General features: G+C 64.5%; 20 protein-coding genes. 7 read left to right on the plus strand and 13 right to left on the minus strand.

Annotation, left to right across the window (positions count from 1 at the left end):
- The first annotated feature begins 35 nt into the window (after positions 1 to 35).
- Positions 36 to 260 carry a DUF1127 domain-containing protein gene (locus BLR71_RS10730; RefSeq protein ID WP_139172612.1) on the plus strand — a complete coding sequence of 75 codons (225 nt, stop codon included), beginning with the start codon at positions 36 to 38 and terminating at the stop codon, positions 258 to 260.
- A 55-nt stretch (positions 261 to 315) separates the two neighbouring features.
- Entirely contained in the window at positions 316 to 1,194 is an 879-nt protein-coding gene (locus BLR71_RS10735; RefSeq protein ID WP_092525898.1) for a PhzF family phenazine biosynthesis protein, read from the plus strand.
- A gap of 28 nt (positions 1,195 to 1,222) precedes the next feature.
- On the opposite strand, the gene BLR71_RS10740 is transcribed toward BLR71_RS10735, so the two are convergent.
- Positions 1,223 to 1,426: a hypothetical protein gene (locus BLR71_RS10740; RefSeq protein WP_092525899.1), complete on the minus strand. Its 204-nt coding sequence runs from the start codon at positions 1,424 to 1,426 to the stop codon at positions 1,223 to 1,225.
- A gap of 96 nt (positions 1,427 to 1,522) precedes the next feature.
- Here BLR71_RS10740 and BLR71_RS10745 point away from each other — a divergent pair, with 96 nt between their 5' ends.
- From BLR71_RS10745 to BLR71_RS10760, 4 genes are all read left to right on the plus strand, one after another.
- Positions 1,523 to 2,110, plus strand: a complete 588-nt coding sequence (locus BLR71_RS10745; protein ID WP_092525901.1) for a YqaA family protein — start codon at positions 1,523 to 1,525, stop codon at positions 2,108 to 2,110.
- Positions 2,111 to 2,266: 156 nt separating this feature from the next.
- Positions 2,267 to 3,277 carry an LLM class flavin-dependent oxidoreductase gene (locus tag BLR71_RS10750; protein WP_092525903.1) on the plus strand — a complete coding sequence of 337 codons (1,011 nt, stop codon included), beginning with the start codon at positions 2,267 to 2,269 and terminating at the stop codon, positions 3,275 to 3,277.
- A 142-nt stretch (positions 3,278 to 3,419) separates the two neighbouring features.
- Entirely contained in the window at positions 3,420 to 4,148 is a 729-nt protein-coding gene (locus tag BLR71_RS10755) for an AzlC family ABC transporter permease (protein WP_092525905.1), read from the plus strand.
- A complete protein-coding gene (locus BLR71_RS10760) occupies positions 4,145 to 4,453 on the plus strand; it encodes an AzlD family protein (protein ID WP_092525907.1) in 309 nt (102 codons plus the stop codon). Before BLR71_RS10755 ends, BLR71_RS10760 begins: the two co-directional genes overlap by 4 nt.
- Positions 4,454 to 4,483: 30 nt before the next feature.
- Here the strand turns inward: BLR71_RS10760 and xylB are convergent, their stop codons facing one another.
- From xylB to BLR71_RS10810, 10 genes are all read right to left on the minus strand, one after another.
- Positions 4,484 to 5,971 carry a xylulokinase gene (gene xylB, locus BLR71_RS10765; RefSeq protein WP_092525909.1) on the minus strand — a complete coding sequence of 496 codons (1,488 nt, stop codon included), beginning with the start codon at positions 5,969 to 5,971 and terminating at the stop codon, positions 4,484 to 4,486.
- Between the two features lie 24 nt (positions 5,972 to 5,995).
- Entirely contained in the window at positions 5,996 to 7,471 is a 1,476-nt protein-coding gene (locus BLR71_RS10770; RefSeq protein WP_092525911.1) for a mannitol dehydrogenase family protein, read from the minus strand.
- A 112-nt stretch (positions 7,472 to 7,583) separates the two neighbouring features.
- Positions 7,584 to 8,216 (minus strand): nucleoside/nucleotide kinase family protein, encoded by a 633-nt coding sequence (locus tag BLR71_RS10775; RefSeq protein WP_092525913.1) that lies wholly within the window; start codon positions 8,214 to 8,216, stop codon positions 7,584 to 7,586.
- Between the two features lie 30 nt (positions 8,217 to 8,246).
- Positions 8,247 to 9,038 carry an L-iditol 2-dehydrogenase gene (locus tag BLR71_RS10780; protein WP_092525915.1) on the minus strand — a complete coding sequence of 264 codons (792 nt, stop codon included), beginning with the start codon at positions 9,036 to 9,038 and terminating at the stop codon, positions 8,247 to 8,249.
- Between the two features lie 72 nt (positions 9,039 to 9,110).
- Positions 9,111 to 9,806 carry an HAD family hydrolase gene (locus BLR71_RS10785; RefSeq protein ID WP_092525917.1) on the minus strand — a complete coding sequence of 232 codons (696 nt, stop codon included), beginning with the start codon at positions 9,804 to 9,806 and terminating at the stop codon, positions 9,111 to 9,113.
- A 10-nt stretch (positions 9,807 to 9,816) separates the two neighbouring features.
- A complete protein-coding gene (locus tag BLR71_RS10790) occupies positions 9,817 to 10,962 on the minus strand; it encodes an ABC transporter ATP-binding protein (protein ID WP_092525919.1) in 1,146 nt (381 codons plus the stop codon).
- Positions 10,963 to 10,974: 12 nt separating this feature from the next.
- Positions 10,975 to 11,859 (minus strand): carbohydrate ABC transporter permease, encoded by an 885-nt coding sequence (locus tag BLR71_RS10795; protein WP_092525921.1) that lies wholly within the window; start codon positions 11,857 to 11,859, stop codon positions 10,975 to 10,977.
- Positions 11,860 to 11,875: 16 nt separating this feature from the next.
- Positions 11,876 to 12,766, minus strand: a complete 891-nt coding sequence (locus BLR71_RS10800) for a carbohydrate ABC transporter permease (protein ID WP_092525970.1) — start codon at positions 12,764 to 12,766, stop codon at positions 11,876 to 11,878.
- Between the two features lie 63 nt (positions 12,767 to 12,829).
- A complete protein-coding gene (locus tag BLR71_RS10805; protein ID WP_092525923.1) occupies positions 12,830 to 14,140 on the minus strand; it encodes an ABC transporter substrate-binding protein in 1,311 nt (436 codons plus the stop codon).
- A 342-nt stretch (positions 14,141 to 14,482) separates the two neighbouring features.
- Positions 14,483 to 15,436, minus strand: coding sequence for a sugar-binding transcriptional regulator (locus tag BLR71_RS10810; protein ID WP_092525925.1), 954 nt, complete (start codon positions 15,434 to 15,436; stop codon positions 14,483 to 14,485).
- Positions 15,437 to 15,678: 242 nt separating this feature from the next.
- Between BLR71_RS10810 and BLR71_RS10815 the strand changes: the two genes are divergently transcribed.
- Entirely contained in the window at positions 15,679 to 16,038 is a 360-nt protein-coding gene (locus tag BLR71_RS10815) for a hypothetical protein (protein ID WP_092525927.1), read from the plus strand.
- Positions 16,039 to 16,074: 36 nt separating this feature from the next.
- Here BLR71_RS10815 and BLR71_RS10820 read toward each other — a convergent pair whose 3' ends face one another.
- Together BLR71_RS10820 and BLR71_RS17630 are read right to left on the minus strand one after the other, a co-directional pair.
- Positions 16,075 to 17,178 carry an ion channel gene (locus BLR71_RS10820; protein WP_092525929.1) on the minus strand — a complete coding sequence of 368 codons (1,104 nt, stop codon included), beginning with the start codon at positions 17,176 to 17,178 and terminating at the stop codon, positions 16,075 to 16,077.
- 392 nt (positions 17,179 to 17,570) lie between these two features.
- The gene (locus BLR71_RS17630; RefSeq protein WP_175491659.1) at positions 17,571 to 17,711 is read right to left on the minus strand and encodes a hypothetical protein; all 141 of its coding nucleotides are present in this window, start codon (positions 17,709 to 17,711) and stop codon (positions 17,571 to 17,573) included.
- Positions 17,712 to 17,739: the final 28 nt, after the last annotated feature.

The raw sequence follows: 17,739 nt of genomic DNA on the forward strand, positions 1-17,739 counted from the left end.
TGGTCAACATCGACAAGCGACTTCGGAGATTTGCCATGCGCCTCGCCCAACGCCCAAGGCTTCTCGTCAGGCCCCCGCTTTTATCTCTTGCCCAGCTCGCCAAACGCTATGGCCAGTTGCGCCAGCGGCTTCGCTACCTAAGCCAGCGCCAGGCCTCGCGGCGCACGCTACTCGGGCTGAATGATCACCAGCTCGAGGATATCGGCAAGTCCCGTCGCCAGGCCGAACGGGAAGGCCGCAAGCACTTCTGGCAGGACTGAGCGCCGCCATGACCGACAAGAAAGTGACCCAAGCGACCAACCAAGGAGCTCAAGCATGTCCCACACATCCCATCCCTACTATCTCCTCGATGTCTTTACCGACCGGCCCTTTACCGGCAATCCGTTGGCGGTATTCCCGGCGTCTGACGGCCTGAGCACTCAGCAGATGCAGGCCATCGCCAACGAGTTGAACCTGTCGGAGACGGTCTTCATCGGGGCGCCGTTAGCGCCTAATCACTTCCCGATCCGCATCTTCACGCCGACGCTGGAACTGCCCTTTGCCGGTCACCCAACCGTGGGGACCGCGCACCTGCTGGCCGCCACGGCAATGGCCGAGCGCGAACGCCCGCTGACCCTGGCCGCCGGTGTCGGCAACCTCGAGGTCAGCTTCGACGGTGACCTGGCCTGGTTCACCACAGCGGGCTTACCGGAAAAGCGGCAAAGCTCGCTAGACCGCGCCACAGCAGCCGAACTGCTCGGCCTGTCGCCGTCGCACGTCGTCACCGAGCCGGTCATCGCGTCGCGGGGGTTGCCCTATCACCTGATCGAGCTCGATTCACTGGACGCCCTGCAACAGGCGATACCCTCGGCAGCAGCCTGGGCGCGGCATGTCGCGGCAAGCGGCGTCGAGCAGCTATATCTGTATGTGGCGATGGGCGATGAAGGCGAGATACGCTCACGCATGTTCTCGATGGAGAGCGATATCCGCGAAGACCCGGCAACCGGCAGTGCGGCCGCCGCGCTGACGGGCATGCTGGCGGGGTTGCTGGAAGACCCAGCGCCAAGCGTCCGTCGGTGGCGAATCGAGCAAGGGATCGAGATGGGGCGGGCGAGCCGCATTCTTTCAGAAACCGAGGCTCGAGCAGACGGTGAGCCTTGCGTACGTATCGGCGGTGAGGCCGTCATCATCGGTCAAGGCACCATCAGCGCCTAATCCCCGAGGCAAGACGGCAAGCATGCCTTCAAGGCATGAAAAATTTCGCCGCCAGGGCCAGGCCGACCATGATCAAGGCGGTCGTCATGGCGATGTCCACCAGGACGTTGAGGCGCGCGTCGGTCAGCCAGCCACCCAGGCTAGGTCGCAAGCGACGGGGCGAAACAGTCGATGTGGGACGTCGAGTGGCGCCGTGTCGGGGCTTTTGGTAACGATGCTTGGGGGTCGTCATCGGCGCCTCCCGCCCTGGCTGGTTTACCAGCCTTTTATCATAGATCGCTCGCCGTCGCTGGTATACTGCCCCCCGACACCCCGTTGCCGAGATGCCATGCTGCGTTCTTTGACCTCTGCCCGTCTGTGGCTTGCGCGCCTGAGCGCCTCGCGCCACGCCCTGTGGCTGCTGGGCCTTGCCTCGGTGCTGGAAACGCTGCTGGTGCCGATCCCCATCGAAGTCATCCTGATTCCCTGGATGCTCGCCGAGCCGCAGCGTCGCTGGCGCCTCGCCGGAGTGGCGCTCGCCGGCAACCTGTTCGCCGCCCTGATCGGCTATGGCCTTGGCAACCTAGCCATGGCGCAGTGGGGCGATGCCTTGCTGCCACTCTTTGGCGGCGAGGCGGCCTACCAGACCTTTCAGGCGCGTTTTCTGGAAGGTGGCTTCATGGCCATCCTGGCCGTCGGCATCATCCCCATTCCCTTCCAGACCGCCATGCTGGTGGCAGGCGCCAGCGACTACCCGCTGCCGCTATTCCTGCTGGCGGCACTGATCGCTCGCGGAGTGCGCTACTTTGGCCTGGCACTGCTGGTGGCGCTAGCCGGCGAGGCTGCACTGGGCCTTTGGAAGCGCCATGCTCGCCCAGTGGGTGCCGGCCTGACCGTGCTGGCCGGCGTTTGGCTCGCCTGGGAGCTGATGGGCTAGCCTGCCAGACGCCGGTGAAGCCGTGGTGACAGAGGGCGCAATCGCGAGTCAATAACAAGGGCCCTCACCCCTTGTTATTGTCGAACGTGACCTCCATGCTGCAATCATAAGGATGCTAACAATCCTCCCCTTGTCTGATGCCAGTCAGGAGTCCCCATGTCACATCTCGCCGATTCTCGTCTCTCGAACACGGCCCTATCGGTGCTCGACCTGGCACCGATTCGCCAAGGCGGCAGCGCCGCCGATACCTTCAAGGAAACCGTTGCCCTCGCCCAGCAGGCAGAGCGGCTGGGGTTCAGCCGCTACTGGCTCGCCGAGCACCACAACATCGAGGGCATCGCCAGCGCCGCCACCTCGGTATTGATCGGCCATGTGGCCGGGCAGACCGAGCGCATTCGCGTCGGTAGCGGGGGCATCATGCTGCCCAACCATCCGCCGCTGGTGGTCGCCGAACAGTTCGGCACTCTGGCGACCCTCTACCCGGATCGCATCGACCTGGGCCTGGGGCGCGCGCCGGGCTCTGACGGCGCGACCATGGCCGCCATGCGCCGCAACCCCCAGGCCGGGGTCAACGACTTCCCCGACCGGCTCGAGGAGCTACGCGGCTATCTCGATGAGGCCCGCCCCGGCCAGCGGGTCAAGGCGATTCCCGGCCAGGGCACCCATGTCCCCACCTGGCTGCTCGGCTCCAGCGACTACAGCGCCAGGCTGGCCGCCAGGCTCGGTCTGCCCTTCGCCTTCGCTGCCCAGTTCGCGCCCGCCCAGCTGCTCGAGGCGCTCAGGCTCTATCGCGACAACTTCCAGCCCTCGGCGGTGCTGGACGCCCCCTATGCCATGGTCGGCCTGCCGGTGATCGCCGCCGACAGCGATCTCCACGCCCAGTACCTGGCCACCACCGCCCAGCAGAAGTTTCTCAACCTGATCCGGGGTCGACCGACCCGCTCGCTGCCGCCGGTCGAAGCGCTGGACTGGAATGCCCGTGAGCGGGCGCAGGTCGAGCAGTTCCTGGGCGCCGCCGTGATCGGCGGACCCGAGACGGTCAAACAGGGACTGGAGACAGTGCTCGAGCTCACCGGTGCCGACGAGCTGATGCTGCATACGGATGTTTTCGCCCAGCAGGACCGGCTGCAAAGCTACGAGATCGTCGCCGGGGTATGGCGAGGGTAAGGGGAATAAGCCCGGCTCCATCGGCGAGGGGCTCAGGGGCGTCGCCAAAAGCATCGTGTCACCAGCCCTCGACCTTCGTCTTGCCCCTCGAGGGCGAAGGCGGCAGGATATGGCGCATCCTCTGCCACCGCCACGGAGCGCCATGTCCTCTCCCCTCTCCAGTGCCCGGCTCGATCGCGCCGGCACCCTCGTCGGCCTCAAGCGCATGGCGCCGATCTCGCTGTTCACCATGGCCTTCGGGCTGGCGTTCGGGGTCGCGGCGCTGCACCGGGGGCTATCCGGCCTTGAGGCCGTGATGATGAGCGGGCTGGTCTTTGCCGGGCCCGCCCAGTTCGCGGTGCTGGAGATGTGGGGCCCAGAGATCCCGCTGGTGGCGCTGATCGCTACCACCTTCGCCATCAACGCCCGTCATCTCGTGATGGGCGCCGCCATCTATCCCTGGCTACGCCACCTGCCGCCGCGACAGCGCTATCTCAGCCTGACACTGCTCAGCGACTCCAACTGGGCGATGGCCGCCACGGACTATCAGCGCGGTGACACCGACAACGTCGGCATGCTGGTCGGCGCCGGCCTGGCACTGTGGCTGGCCTGGCTGATCGGCACCCTGCTCGGGGTGGTGTTCAGCAGCGGCATCACCGAGCCCGAGCGCTTCGGGCTGGACGTGATCATGAGCTGCTTCCTGATGGCCATGCTGATGACCGGCAAGCGGGATCTCTGGGTGCTGCTGCCCTGGAGCGTGGCCGCCCTGACCACCCTGGCGGCACTCACATGGCTGCCCGCCAATGCGCACGTGATCGTCGGGGCCCTGGCCGGCGGCGCCGTCGGCCTGCTGGTGCCGCCCCGCTCCACTGCCCGGGAGGCCGTTTCATGACCCTGCCCGTGAGCCCCGCCGGGGCGCTCACCGCCATCGTCATCATGGCCCTGGTGACCTACCTGACCCGCGCCGGGGGCGTGCTGATGATGTCCTGGGTGCCCATCGGGCCGAAGATGGAGCGGTTCATCAATGCCATGAGCGGGTCGGTGCTGGTGGCGGTGATCACGCCCATGGCGGTCAGGGGCGATAGCGCCGCCCGCCTGGCGCTGGTCGCCACCCTGGGGGTGATGCTGGCGACCCGCAAGCCGCTGCCGTCGATCGGCGCCGGCATCGTCACCGCCGCCCTGTGGCGGCTGACCTAAGCGTCGGCTCCAGCGCTTGCTTATATAGGCTCAGTCAGGGATGCCATGCCGCTCGGCCAGCGCCTGCCGATAGCGAGTGTAGACCGCCTCATAGGCCGCGACGCCTGCCGGCACGGGCTCGGCCCGGGTCGCCTCATCGAGCACCACCAGCCGTTCGCAAAGCGCATCCAGCGCGACGTCGCCCCGGCGTTCACACCAGGCCGCTTGCAACGCCGCTCCCAGCGCCGCGGCATCGGTGACCCGCGGGCTGATCACCGGAATGCCGGTGATATCGGCGACCATCTGGCGCCACACCGGGCTCTTCGACCCACCACCGATCAGGCGAATCTGCCGGGCACCGGCGGCCAGTGAGCCGAGCTGCTCCAGGCCGTAGCGCATCCCGAAGGTCGCGCCCTCCATCACCGCCCGACACAGGTTGGCCCGCGTGAGGTTGGTGCCGGTCAGTCCCAGCAGGCTGGCAGAGGCATGCGGCAACGCCGGCACCCGCTCACCATCGAAGAACGGCAGCATCAGCACGCCTTCGGCGCCGATCGGGGCAGAGGCGATGTGCTCGCCGAAGTCGTCGAGTTCCAGTCCGAACAGCTCGCGAATCCGCGTCGTCGCCGAGGTGACGTTCATGGTGCAGATCAACGGCAGCCAGCCGCCGTCGCTTGAACAGAAGTTGGCGACCATATCGCTTTCGGCCTGCACGGGTTCGCTGGAATGCGCACAGATCGTGCCGGAGGTGCCAAGGCTCATGGTGATTTCGCCGGGCCGAATGTTGCCGGTGCCGATGGCGCCGAGCATATTGTCGCCACCGCCGCTCGAGACCACCACGCCCTCGGCAAGCCCCAGCTCTCGCGCCAGCGCCGGGCGCACGACGCCCGCCGGCTGCCGGGCGTCGATCAGCCTTGGCAGCACCGCCCGCGCATCGAGCTCGGGGGCAATCTCAGCGAAGACATCGAGGCGCCACTCGCGGCGCCGCGTATCGAAATAGCCGGTGCCGGAGGCGTCACCGGCCTCGCTGACCCGCTCGCCGGTCAACCAGAAGTTGAGGTAGTCGTGAGGCAACAGCAGGCTGTCGATACGCCGATAGGCCTCGGGATGGGTGTCGCGCAGCCAGGCGAGCTTCGAGGCCGTATAACCGGTCTGCAGGACCAGGCCCAGTCGCTCGAGACAGCCGGCCTCACCGCCCAGGCGCTCAACCAGTGCAGCATTGTGATCGGCGGTTTCGGTGTCGCACCACAGCTTGGCCGGATAGACCGGCTCACCGTCGCGATCCAGCGCCACCATGCCGTGCTGCTGCCCGGAGATGCCGATGGCGCGAACCGCACGGGGGTCGATGTTCGCCTTGGCCACGGCGTCCTGAAAGGCACCGCGAAACGCCTCGAGCCAGTCGCCAGGATGCTGTTCGCGCCGGCCATTGGTCCCCTCGATCAGCCGGTGCGGCCGGCTCGCCTCGCCGAGAATGGCAGCGGCGTCGATATCGACCACCACCACCTTGGTACTCTGGGTGCCGCAATCCACGCCGAGATACATGGCTAACTCCTCGTTAATCCCCGTTCAGTCCTTGACCAGCGCTTCCAGCGTAGCTCGGGAACCCAGACGATGCAGGCTGTCGAGCGCGGCGAGATAGGCCTCGCGGAAGCGCGCGTTCTCGGCGAGGTCACCGAACAGCTCGCGGTTCTCGATAAAGACAGTGGGATGATCGCGGTTTTTGGCCGCGATCGCCATCAGCTCGTCCTTGAGGCGGTCGACCACCGTGATCGCCTCGCCCTGCTCGTCGACGCCCTCCGCATAGCGCGCCCAGCTTGCCACCACCGCCGCGCAACGATGGATATCGCCGCCCGTATCGAGTTGGGCGCGGACCACCGGCAGCATCCACTTGGGAATGCGGTCCGAGCTCTCGGCACAGAGCCTCGCCAGGGTGTCCTTGACCTCGGGGTTGGCGAAACGGGCGATCAGGGTGCGGCGATAGTCGTCCAGATCAACGCCCGGCAGCGGCGCCAGGGTCGGGGTCGCCTCTTGGGTCATGTAGTCGAGCAGGAAGGTCTCGAACAGCGGGTCGGCGCTGGCCTCGTGGGCATAGCGGTAGCCGGCCAGGTAACCGAAGTAGGCCAGCGCCTGATGGCTGGCGTTGAGCAGACGCAGCTTCATCAACTCATAGGGCTCGACGTCCTCGACCACCTGCACGCCGACCTGTTCGAAGGCGGGACGCCCGTCGACGAAGCGATCCTCGAGCACCCACTGAGTGAAGGGCTCGCAGACCACCGGCCAGGCATCCTCGATGCCGAACTGGCTGCCCAGTTCGGCGATGTCCTCGGGGGTGGTGACCGGCGTGATGCGATCGACCATCGAGTTGGGAAAAGGCACCTCGGCCTCGACCCAGGCACCCAGCTCGGCGTCCCTCGCATGGGCGAAGGCCGTGAACATCTTGCGAGCGACATCGCCGTTGCCCTGAATGTTGTCGCAGGACATCACGGTGAAAGGCGTAATCCCTCGCTCACGGCGGCGACGCAGGGCCTCAACGACCAGGCCAAACGAGGTCTTCGGGGCGGCCTCTGGTGCCAGATCGTGCTGGACGTCAGGGTTGTCGAGATCGAACTCGCCGCTGACCGGATGGAAGTTGTAGCCGCCCTCGGTGACGGTCAGCGAGACGATGCGGATCGCCGGGTCGGCCATCCGTTCGACGACGGCTTCAGGATCCTCCGGGGCGAACAGATAGTCGAGCATGGCGCCGATCACCCGCGCCTCGCGACGGCCATCGGGATGCTTCATCACCAGGGTATAGAGATGGTCCTGGGCGGCCAGCACCTCTTTCATGCGGCGATCGCCGGGCATCACGCCGACCCCGACGATGCCCCAATCCAGTGCCTCGCCGCGATTCATCAGCGCGTCCAGGTACATGGCCTGATGGGCGCGGTGAAAGCCACCGACCCCGATGTGAACGATGCCTTCGGTGACCGCCTTCCGGTCGTAGTCCGGCGTGGCGATATCGGCTCCAAGGCTCTCCAGGTGGGCGTTATCGAGATGGATCATGTCACTGCTCCTGGCGAAGCGTCGATCTGGTGAGAGATCGCGCGAAAAGTAGAAAACCGTACCGAGGTCAGCGCGCTGCCTCGGCCAGGCGTCATTCGTGCGCTGCTGCCACTCAGGCGGTCACGGCCCAATTGACATCGGCGGGCACCGAGGCGGTTTTGATCAGCCGGGCGTTGAGCAAGTCCTTGTTATGGGTGCGCTCGAGGGCACCGGCCTGATCCTGCCCCATGCCCAGCCAGCGCTGGATCAACCGGGCCTCGAGAACTTCATCCGGCACATCGAGAAACAGCGTCAGGTCGTATAACGGCCGCAGCGCCGGCCAGTCCCCCTGGTCGAGCAGCAGATAGTTGCCCTCGACGATGATCAGCCGATGCTCGAGGGTGATGATCCGTCCACCCGCCCGGGCCAGGTCCAGCGGCCTGTCGAAGACCGGCACCGCCACGGGCCGGTCGGCACGCCGAATGCGGGTCAGGTCCTGGCGGAGACCGTCGATATCGAAGGTCTGCGGCGCACCTTTCACCGGCACCAGCCCTTCGGGGTCGAGCACCGCATTGTCGAAGTGATAGCCATCCATCGGCACCACGGCGGCGATGCCGGGCTGTCGCAGGTTGATCTCGCGACACAGCCATTCCGAGAGAAACGACTTGCCGGCGGCAGGCGGCCCGGCGAGGGCCACGATGAACCGCTGACGATGCCTCGAGGCCTCGAGCAGCCGTGCGGCCATGTCATGAATATGCGCGATCATGGTTATCCTTCCTGGCGATCCGCGGTCGCCTTAGCTCATCCAGTTGCCGCCATCCACGTTCAGGGTCTGGGCCACCACGTAGTTGCTGTCGTCACTGGCCAGAAAGACGGCCGCGCCGGCATGATCCTCGGGGCGCCCCATGCGCCCGTAGGGCACCGCTTCGCCGACCAGGCGCTTCTTCTCGCCCAGGGGCCGGCCTTCGTAACGGGCGAAGAGCGCATCGACTTCCTCCCACATCGGCGTATCGACCACGCCCGGAGCGATGCCGTTGACGTTGATGCCGTGCTCGATCAGCGCCAGACCGCAGGACTGGGTCAGGCTGATCACCGCCGCCTTGCTGGCACAATACATGCTTACCAGCGGCTCGCCCCGGCGGCCGGCCTGAGACGCCATGTTGATGATCTTGCCACCCCGCCCCTGCTCAACCATGGCGCGCGCCACGGCCTGAAGGGTGAAGAAAGCGCCCTTGACGTTGACGTTGAACTGCTTGTCGTAGCTCGATTCGGTGACCTCGAGCACCGGGGCCATATCGAACACCGCGGCGTTATTGACGAGGATGTCGATACCGCCGAGATGACGCCGGGTTTCCTCGATCAGCGCCGCGACCGACGCCGGGTCACAGACGTCCAGACGAATCCCCAGCACACGGTCGCCGGTCTCAACGTTGGACTGCTGCAAATGGGCCACCGCCGTGTCGACGGCCTCGCGATCGATGTCGGCCACCACCACCTTGGCCCCCTCGGACAGATAGCGCTCGACGATGGCCAGGCCAATCCCCCGGGCGCCGCCGGTCACCACCGCGACCTTGTCATTGAGTTTCATGCATTTCTCCTGTGAACCGCATGGCATTGAAGGGTGGAACAATGAGTGATGCGACGTGAGCCGGATGCCGGTTTAGGCATCGGCCTCCAGCCGGCGAGTGTCGAGCCACTGCTGAACCAGCGCCTCGAGACCGCGCATGTGAGGCAGGATTTGCCAGGCTCCGGCATCACGCAGCCGCGCGTCCTGCCCCGGTGGCACATGGCTGGCGCCGGTGAAGCCAATCACCGTCATGCCGGCGCCATAGGCCGCCGTCACACCGGCGACGCTGTCTTCCACCACCAGGCAATCGCCGGGCTCACAGCCCAGCTGTGCAGCGGCCAGGCGATAGAGCGCCGGGTCCGGCTTGGGTTGCGTTACCTGGTCGGCGGTGAAGATCGGCACCTGGTCCAAGAGGGCATCGAGCCCGGTGGTCGCAAGGGATGCCAGCACCCGCTGGCGACGGCTGTTGGACACCACCGCCCGGGGCAGCACTAACGACTCGACGGCCTTGATGGCCTCGGCGACGCCATCGATGGCATCGAGTTCATTGGCCAGGCGCGCCTCGATGGTGGCATCGACCCGTGCCGTGGCATCGGCCGGCAGACGATGGGTACTGCGCGCCTCGAGATGGCCAAGGATGTTGGCCGTGGTCATGCCCAGCGCCGCCGTCAGTTCCTCTTCGGTGGCAAGATCCGGCAGCCAGGCCGCCAGCAGGTCGATCAGGGTGGCCTCGGCGATGGCCTCGCTGTCCACCAGCACGCCGTCACAGTCGAAGATCAGGCTATCCATGGCCTTCTCCTCACTGACCGACGGTATCGGAAGGCGCGCGATTGTCCTGGCGACGCAGGCCGGCCAAGGGATGACGATGCAACTTGGGAAGTGACAGCCCCTCGGCATCAAACAGATGGGCACGATCCGACGAGAAGCCGAAGCGCACGCTGTCGTTGACCCGGTAGGCCACGTCGCCGTCGGCCATGATGGTCAAGAGGCTGTCGCCCATCTGCACATACAGCGAGGTCTGGCCGCCGAGGCGCTCGAGCACTTGGATACGCCCCTCCATCGGGCCCTGCTCGTCGAGCACGAGGTGTTCCGGCCGCACGCCCAGCTCGAGGGCTCCACCGCCGGCATGGCCCGACCCATCGATCGGGACCTGGCGAGTCTCGCCCCCCGGCAGTTTGATGGTGACGCCTTCGGCGTCGCTGGACACCTGCTCGACAGCGATGAAGTTCATCTTCGGCGAGCCGATGAAGCCGGCCACGAAGCGGTTGCGGGGGTGATGATAGAGCCCCATCGGCGAGCCGACCTGCTCGACCTCGCCGCCCTGTAGGACCACGATCTTGTCGGCCATGGTCATGGCCTCGATCTGGTCATGGGTGACGTAGATCATGGTGGCATCGAGTTCCTCGTGGAGCCTGGCCAGCTCGATGCGCATCTGCACGCGCAGGGCGGCATCGAGGTTGGAGAGCGGCTCATCGAACAGGAAGATGCTCGGGTTGCGCACGATGGCCCGGCCGATCGCCACGCGCTGACGCTGGCCACCGGACAGCGCCTTGGGCTTGCGGTCCAGCAGCGGCTCGAGCTGCAGGATCTTGGCCGCTTCGAGCACCTTCTCGCGGCGTTTATCCTTCGAGACCCCGGCCAGGCGCATGCTGAAGCCCATGTTGTCTTCGACGGTCATGTGCGGATAGAGCGCGTAGCTCTGAAAGACCATCGCCAGGCCGCGATCGGCCGGGCCCACTTCGTTCATGCGCTGGCCATCGATGAGGATGTCACCGCTGGTGGCGCTCTCGAGCCCGGCGATCATGCGCATCAGGGTCGACTTGCCACAGCCTGAGGGGCCGACGAATACCACGAATTCCCGGTCGTTGACCTCGAGATCGACGCCCTTGATGACGTGGGTGTCGTCGAAGCTCTTGGTGATCTGTTTGAGTTCTAGCGTTGCCATATCAGAATTCCTTTACTTGACGGCGCCGAAGGTCAGGCCGCGAACCATTTGCTTTTGGGTCAACCATCCGAAGATGAGGATGGGCGCGATGGCCATCGTCGAGGCGGCGGAAAGCTTGGCCCAGAACAGGCCTTCGGGGCTCGAGAAGGAGGCGATGTAGGCGGTCAGCGGTGCCGCCTGGGACGAGGTGAGGTTGAGACTCCAGAAGGCCTCGTTCCAGCTCAGGATCACTGCCAGCAGACCGGTGGAGGCAATGCCCGGCAGGGTCAGCGGCAGCAGCAGATAGATCACCTCCTGCAGGGTGCCGGCACCGTCCATGCGACCCGCCTCGAGGATGTCCTTGGGCATGTCCTTGAAGAAGGTGTAGAGCATCCAGACCACGATCGGCAGGTTCATCAGGGTGTAAACGATGACCAGGCCGGTGCGGGTATCCAAGAGTCCGGTGTCGCGGAACAGCAGATAAATCGGCACCAGCACGCCAACCGGCGGCAGCATCTTGGTGGACAGCATCCACAACAGGGTGCCCTTGGTGCGCTTGGTCGGCAGGAATGCCATCGAATAGGCCGCCGGAATGGCGATCAGCAGCGCCAGCAGCGTCGAGCCGAAGGCCACCACCACGCTGTTGAGGGCGAACTTGGCATAGCCCGCGCGGCTCTGTACCTCGGCGTAGTTCTCAAGCGTCGGCGAGAAGATCAGGCTCGGGTCGGCGATGGCCTCGGCCTCGGTCTTGAAGCCGGTCACGATCATCCAGAAGATCGGGAAAAAGATCACCAGGGCCAAGGTCCAGCCCAGCACGCCGAGCCACAGGCGGCGATTGAGCAGCGCACTGGCAAGCGCTGATCGCGTCGCCGGCGCGGCTGGGGCCCTGGCCACGGTTTGGTTTTTTGCAGTCGTCATGTGTCGCGCTCCCACGTCAGCTTTCCAGGTTCTTGGCCACCATGCGGACCAGGAAGATGGCAACGATATTGGCAAGGATGATGGCGACCACCCCGCCGGCGGAGGCCATGCCGACATCGAAATCGAGCAGGGCGCGGATGTAGATCAGGTAGGCCAGGTTGGTGGTGGCAAGGCCCGGGCCACCAGAGGTGGTGACGAAGATCTCGGCGAAGATGGTCAGCAAGAAGATCATCTCGATCATGATCACCACGCTGATCGCCCGCTTGAGGTGTGGCAGGGTAATGAAGAAGAAGATCGCAATCGGGCCGGCACCATCCATGCGGGCGGCTTCGACCTGATCCTCGTCCAGCGACTGCATGGCGGTGAGCAGAATCAGCAGCGCAAAGGGTAGCCACTGCCAGGCCACGATGATGATGACCGAGGTCAACGGCAGCGACGAGAACCAGTCCACCGCCGGCAGGCCAAGGGACTCCGCCACCCAGGAAAGCACACCGTTGGCCGGGTGCATCATCATGTTCTTCCACACCAGCGCGCTGACAGTGGGCATGACGAAGAAAGGCGAGATGGCAAGCACGCGGGCGATGCCTCGACCCATGAAGTCCTGCTGAAACAGCACGGCCAGCAGCGTGCCGCCGACCACAGTGATCACCAGCACCCAGCCGACCATCAGCAGGGTCGTGCCCATGGCCGACCACAGGGCCGGGTCGGTGAACAGGTACTCGTAATTCTCGAGACCGGCGAAGCCGGTCATACCGGGCATCAGTAAGTTGTAGCGCTGCAGGGAAAACCAGACGGTCATCGCCAGCGGTACGATCATCCACAGGAACAGCAGGGTGACGGCGGGCGCCTGCAGCGAGAGGGTACGCAGCCCTCCGATGGTGCGCCCGGAAGTTCTGGTCTTATTCATGTCGGTAACCATGAAGGTCGCAGGGAAGGAGCCGGCCGGGGTCACCCGGCCGGCGGACACGGATCAGTCCAGGTAGCCGGCACGCTGCATGGTGCGCTCGGTGGCACGCTGCGAGGACTGCAGCGCCTGCTCGACGGAGGTCTCACCGGTCAAGGCGGCGGCGATCATCTGCCCGACCTGGGTACCGATCGATTGGAACTCGGGAATACCCACGAACTGCACGCCGGTATAAGGGCTCGGTTCCAGCGTCGAATCGGTGGGGTCGGCGCCTTGGATGGCGTCCAGCACGAAACCGGCGAAGGGCGCGGACTCTTGATAGTTGGGATTCTCGTAGGTGGAGGTGCGGGTGCCCGGGGGCACGCTGGTCCAACCCTCACGCTCGCCTACCAGAGAGACGTAGTCCTTGGAGGTCGCCCAGGTGATGAACTGACGCGCCGCATCCTTGGAATCAGACGAGGCCGGAATCGCCAGGGCCCAGGACCACAGCCAATGGGAACCCTTGGGCGTCTTGGCGATCGGCGCCGGGGCGAAGCCCAGCTTGTCGGCGACGCTGGACTGGTCGGCATCGAAGAGCTTGCCTGCCGCCGAGGTAGCATCGACCCACATGGCGCAGTTGCCACGGGAGAACAGCGCCAAGTTCTCGTTGAAGCCGTTGGAGCTGGCGCCAGGAGGACCGTAGTTGCTGAGTAGATCGACATAGAAACTGACCGCTTCCTGCCAGGCCGGCGAATCGATCTGCGGCTGCCAGTCCATGTCGAACCAGCGCCCACCGAAGGTGTTAACCATGGTAGAGACCAGCGCCATGTTCTCGCCCCAGCCCGGCTTGCCACGCAGGCAGATGCCATATTGCTCCTGATCGGCGTTGTGAAGCTTGCTGGCCCACTCACGCACCTCTTCCCAGGTCGGCTGGTCGGGCATGGTGATGCCGGCTTCGTCGAACAGATCCTTGCGGTAATACATCATCGAGCTTTCGGCATAGAACGGCAGCGCTTGCAGGGTGCCGTCATGGCTCAGGCCATCGCGAACCGACTTCAGCAGGTCGTCGACCTGGTAGTCCTCGGGAAGGTTGTCCAGCGGCGTCAGCCAGCTGCGTTCGGCCCAGATCGGCACCTCGTAGGTGCCAATGGTCATCACGTCGAACTGCCCACCTCCGGTCGCGATATCGGTGGTCAGGCGCTGGCGCAGCACGTTCTCTTCGAGCACGACCCAATCGAGCTGGATGTCCGGATGGGACTGTTCGAAGGCGTCGGTCAGACTCTGCATGACCACCATGTCATTGTTGTTGACGGTGGCCACGGTGATGGTTTCTGCATTCGCAACCGTCGCACCGACGGCCGCCAGGCCGGCGATTGGAAGCACACGTGACAGCTTCATGGCTTGCTCCTTCGTAAGGGAGTTATCTGTTGTTGTGTTTTGATCATTCACTCACTTGTCGATCAAATGATCGGACAGCACCCTAAAAAAAGCAAAGCCAAGAGGCCTATACTTTAGGGGTAGTGCGCCAGGGATAGTTGGCAAGGGATAGTGGGCAAGCGGGGTGCAGTTCAGATGCGCCGTGGCTTTATCGGATCGACGATCGAGCGGTGATGCTAACGGTCAACCTGGCCATCACGGCACGGCTCGGCCGAACCACTGGATACTGCGCCATGTCAGACTGCAGCGTCGCGAGGGGCGCTAGAAGCCAGAAAAAGAAAGGAAATGAGAGCCGAGCTCGGATCAGCTTCCGGCATCCAGGATGAAGCGCGCCGCGGTTTCATCGGTGACCAGGCCCTTCAGCCAACCACCGCGCAGCGCGGCGAGAATCGCCGGCGCCTTCTCTCGGCCGCCGGCTAGGGCGACCAGCTGTTGATCACGCAGCAACTCGAGCGGAAGGCTGGTGACGCGACGGGTAATCGAGCAGTCGATGACGTCACCGTCCTGAGTCATCGGCCAACCGAGCAATTCCCCCACCGCCTGCATGGCGAGCAGTTCGTCCAGCTCGCCCTCGTTGATGAAGTGATCCTGGAACAGCGGCGCCTGGCGGTCGATGCGCCCGATGCCGATAAAGGCCGCTTCGGCTTGCAGGGCCACATCGGTCACCGCATGAAAGAGGCGCTGACCGAGCATGGCTTCCTTCTCTTCCACCGAGCCGGCCACCACCGGAGCGGGAAGTAGAAAGCGTTCGCCGCCGGTCTTGTCGGCCAGCACCATGATCCCGTCATAGCGGTTCGAGGAACCGTCACGGGCGACATTGCCGACCAGCGAGACGAAGCGATGTTGGGGGCGGTCGAGTCGGCTCAGGGCCTCGACCATGGCTCTCACCGTCCGCCCCGACCCCAGCGAAAGGGTCAGCGGCGCGGTGCGCTCGATATAGCGCTCCAGCCGCTCGGCACCGGCCACGGCCAGGTACTGGTAGCTGCTGTCGGCGCTACCGGAATCGACGGGCACCACATCGCAAAAGTCCAGACCGAAACGCCCACCAATCTGTTGGGACAGCATCATGCTGGTGGCAATGGGATGATCGATGCGCACCTTGACCAGCCCTTCCTGGCGCGCCAGCGCTAGCAGGCGCTGCACCCCGGGACGCGAAACACCCAGCTGGCTGGCGATCTCATCCTGGGTGCGACCGCCTACATAGGAAAGCCAGGCTGCGCGCGCGGCCTGATCCAATCGTTGCTCAAACTTGTCCACGTGGTCGCATCATTCCCGTTGCCCATCTTTGCCAAGGATCATCGCAAGGCTATCGGCAATGCACAACGCCCCTTGAAGACCGGCATGCTCGCCTGGGTGACGACAGTGTCATGGCGTGCCAAGCTTGTCTGTATCCCCGCGCCTCATCATGTTCGCCAAGATCATGGAACCTGACCTGCGATTTACCATCGAAGTCGTTAGCGTCATCGCAATCACCACCCACCTCCCCTCGGGAGCAGTTCATGAACGATCAAGATCGCCAACGCAATGCTGCCTGGCAGGCGGCCCATCAATGGAAGGAACGCGCTCGCCAAGCAAGGCCGCGCCAGGGCATGAGCGGACCCCGCCTGGTGCTGACCTGGCTGATGTTCGGCGTGCTGATGATCGTCGGCACCATCCTCGGGCTCTTCTTCCTGCTGGTCGGCTGGGCCATGCTGCCCTTCTTGCGCCATCGCATGAAAAAGCGCATGGAGCAGATGCGTGCCCAGCAGGCCGAGGATATCGGCGGCAGCTATTACCAGCATGGCAGCCAGTCACGCTCCAGCGGCGGCCACCTCGAAGAGCACGAGGTGCTGGAAGGGGAATACCGGGAGAAGAAATAACGCCGACAAGCGGATGCCATCGACAACGGTGGCCCGCTACCCTTCCTCCAAGCATGCCTTGATGTCTGCCGTGCTCGGCACGAACTCTTCCCGCACCATCAGGATCAGGGCGGTAGCGTTGAAGCGGTGATCGTGCGCCGGATGGCAGACGATCTCGCCGTCCTCGCCCACATAGGCCATCAGGGTGCCCATACCAGCAACCATCAGACGGCAGGTAACGTCTGACCAGACGGCGTCCTCCAGCGACACCGAATAGCGCATGGCGTGATCGTCATGGTGGGTAAAGAGGTTTTCGAGAATCTTCTCGGCCCCAGGCGCCACCAGCGAGCGCACCAGCATCTCCGGATAGGCGCGAATCGGCCGCAGGCTAGTGCTAGCCCCGGCCAGCGCCAGGCGCCGCCGGCTGTCCTCGTGAACGCACTCGGCGACGGTATAGGGCAGCGATTCCCCGCACAGGTCCCGCAGTTGGATCAGCACGTCCAGCGTGATGCTGTCGGAGACGCGGCTATATTCGTCACTTGCCAGCACGATAATCACCCGGGCGCTTTCCGGCGTCACCGCGGCCAGCGCCTGAGGATCCGAAGGCTCGCCGTGATGGTGCACTACGCCCTGCTCGCGAAGATGGTCGGGCAGCCCATCCGGAAAGGCCTCGGTGAGAATCTGCACCGGCGTATCGTGAAGTTCCCGGGTTGCCCGCAGTTGTTGCACAAGCCGGTCGAAGTAGACGGCGGCGTTATTGGCAGGACTGTTGATGATCAGCACGTGGTCGTTCATCTGCCACCTCCAGCGGCCCTTGATCATGGATTCTTTCCGCTTGAGGCGGTAGTCGATGTAGTCGCTTGCCAGCTGCGCAAGCAGAGTGATGCCAGCGACGTACAGCAGCAGCACCGTCGCGACCCGCCCCAGCGGCGTCGCCGCCGAGAGATCGCCATAGCCCACCGTGGTCATGGTGGTCAACGTCAGCCACAGGGCATCGCCCCCGCCCATGGATTCGAAGACGACCATCGCTAGGGTATGCAAGCCAGTGAGCAGCAATAGCCACAGGAAGGCGCGCTTCAGCCGCGCACGCATGTCGATGTTGAGCTGCTGCGTTAGCTGCCGGCATGTCGAGCGCCGGCGCAGCATGTGAATCAGTCGCATCACGATCCTCCCGCAACGGCGAGAGCTCCCTTTCAGTCAGCATGACAAGTCACGAGCATTGATTGAATGTCGTGGCTTACCTGTCGCTGCGTCGAACGACGCCTTATAGAACAACAGCGCATGCTACGACACGCAAACAAGCGATGCGAATGGGACGGCAATAAGCCTGCGAGCAGGACCCAAGGTTCCGCTAAGCGCACGGAAGATAGATAGAAAAGAACTGGGAGAAGACGTCAGGCTAGTGCGTGCGATTTACACCGCAAAAAGGCTGGGGAACGAAGGCATCTCGGTGGACGAGCGGGCCCTACGTCGAAGAAAGGCAGGAGACTATAGTGCGGGGGGAGTCGGCAGGGCCGGGGCGGATGAGCACCCCATGCCCTGCAACCGACCGATCAGATGTAGGCGTAGCGATAGCCCTGACGAGCGATGAAGCCCTGGTAGGAGCTCTCGGTCATGCTCTCGAGCATGCGGTAGGCCAGTTGGCCGATGCGCTTGATCAGCGGAAGCTGTTGGGCAGAGGTCGATGTTTTCATGGGGTAGCGTCCTATACGACTAAAGGAT

The organism is Onishia taeanensis, from assembly GCF_900100755.1.
Lineage (GTDB): Bacteria > Pseudomonadota > Gammaproteobacteria > Pseudomonadales > Halomonadaceae > Onishia > Onishia taeanensis.

Bases quoted from the DNA above. Each gene is read 5' to 3' on its own strand.
- BLR71_RS10760 (WP_092525907.1), top strand. From the start codon at position 4,145: ATGACCCTGCCCGTGAGCCCCGCCGGGGCGCTCACCGCCATCGTCATC.
- BLR71_RS10805 (WP_092525923.1), bottom strand. From the start codon at position 14,140: ATGAAGCTGTCACGTGTGCTTCCAATCGCCGGCCTGGCGGCCGTCGGT.
- BLR71_RS17630 (WP_175491659.1), bottom strand. From the start codon at position 17,711: ATGAAAACATCGACCTCTGCCCAACAGCTTCCGCTGATCAAGCGCATC.
- BLR71_RS10820 (WP_092525929.1), bottom strand. From the start codon at position 17,178: ATGCGACTGATTCACATGCTGCGCCGGCGCTCGACATGCCGGCAGCTA.
- BLR71_RS10800 (WP_092525970.1), bottom strand. From the start codon at position 12,766: ATGAATAAGACCAGAACTTCCGGGCGCACCATCGGAGGGCTGCGTACC.
- BLR71_RS10790 (WP_092525919.1), bottom strand. From the start codon at position 10,962: ATGGCAACGCTAGAACTCAAACAGATCACCAAGAGCTTCGACGACACC.
- BLR71_RS10755 (WP_092525905.1), top strand. From the start codon at position 3,420: ATGTCCTCTCCCCTCTCCAGTGCCCGGCTCGATCGCGCCGGCACCCTC.
- BLR71_RS10780 (WP_092525915.1), bottom strand. From the start codon at position 9,038: ATGAAACTCAATGACAAGGTCGCGGTGGTGACCGGCGGCGCCCGGGGG.
- BLR71_RS10775 (WP_092525913.1), bottom strand. From the start codon at position 8,216: ATGATCGCGCATATTCATGACATGGCCGCACGGCTGCTCGAGGCCTCG.
- BLR71_RS10745 (WP_092525901.1), top strand. From the start codon at position 1,523: ATGCTGCGTTCTTTGACCTCTGCCCGTCTGTGGCTTGCGCGCCTGAGC.
- BLR71_RS10730 (WP_139172612.1), top strand. From the start codon at position 36: ATGCGCCTCGCCCAACGCCCAAGGCTTCTCGTCAGGCCCCCGCTTTTA.
- BLR71_RS10785 (WP_092525917.1), bottom strand. From the start codon at position 9,806: ATGGATAGCCTGATCTTCGACTGTGACGGCGTGCTGGTGGACAGCGAG.
- BLR71_RS10735 (WP_092525898.1), top strand. From the start codon at position 316: ATGTCCCACACATCCCATCCCTACTATCTCCTCGATGTCTTTACCGAC.
- BLR71_RS10750 (WP_092525903.1), top strand. From the start codon at position 2,267: ATGTCACATCTCGCCGATTCTCGTCTCTCGAACACGGCCCTATCGGTG.
- BLR71_RS10740 (WP_092525899.1), bottom strand. From the start codon at position 1,426: ATGACGACCCCCAAGCATCGTTACCAAAAGCCCCGACACGGCGCCACT.
- BLR71_RS10815 (WP_092525927.1), top strand. From the start codon at position 15,679: ATGAACGATCAAGATCGCCAACGCAATGCTGCCTGGCAGGCGGCCCAT.
- xylB (WP_092525909.1), bottom strand. From the start codon at position 5,971: ATGTATCTCGGCGTGGATTGCGGCACCCAGAGTACCAAGGTGGTGGTG.
- BLR71_RS10770 (WP_092525911.1), bottom strand. From the start codon at position 7,471: ATGATCCATCTCGATAACGCCCACCTGGAGAGCCTTGGAGCCGATATC.
- BLR71_RS10795 (WP_092525921.1), bottom strand. From the start codon at position 11,859: ATGACGACTGCAAAAAACCAAACCGTGGCCAGGGCCCCAGCCGCGCCG.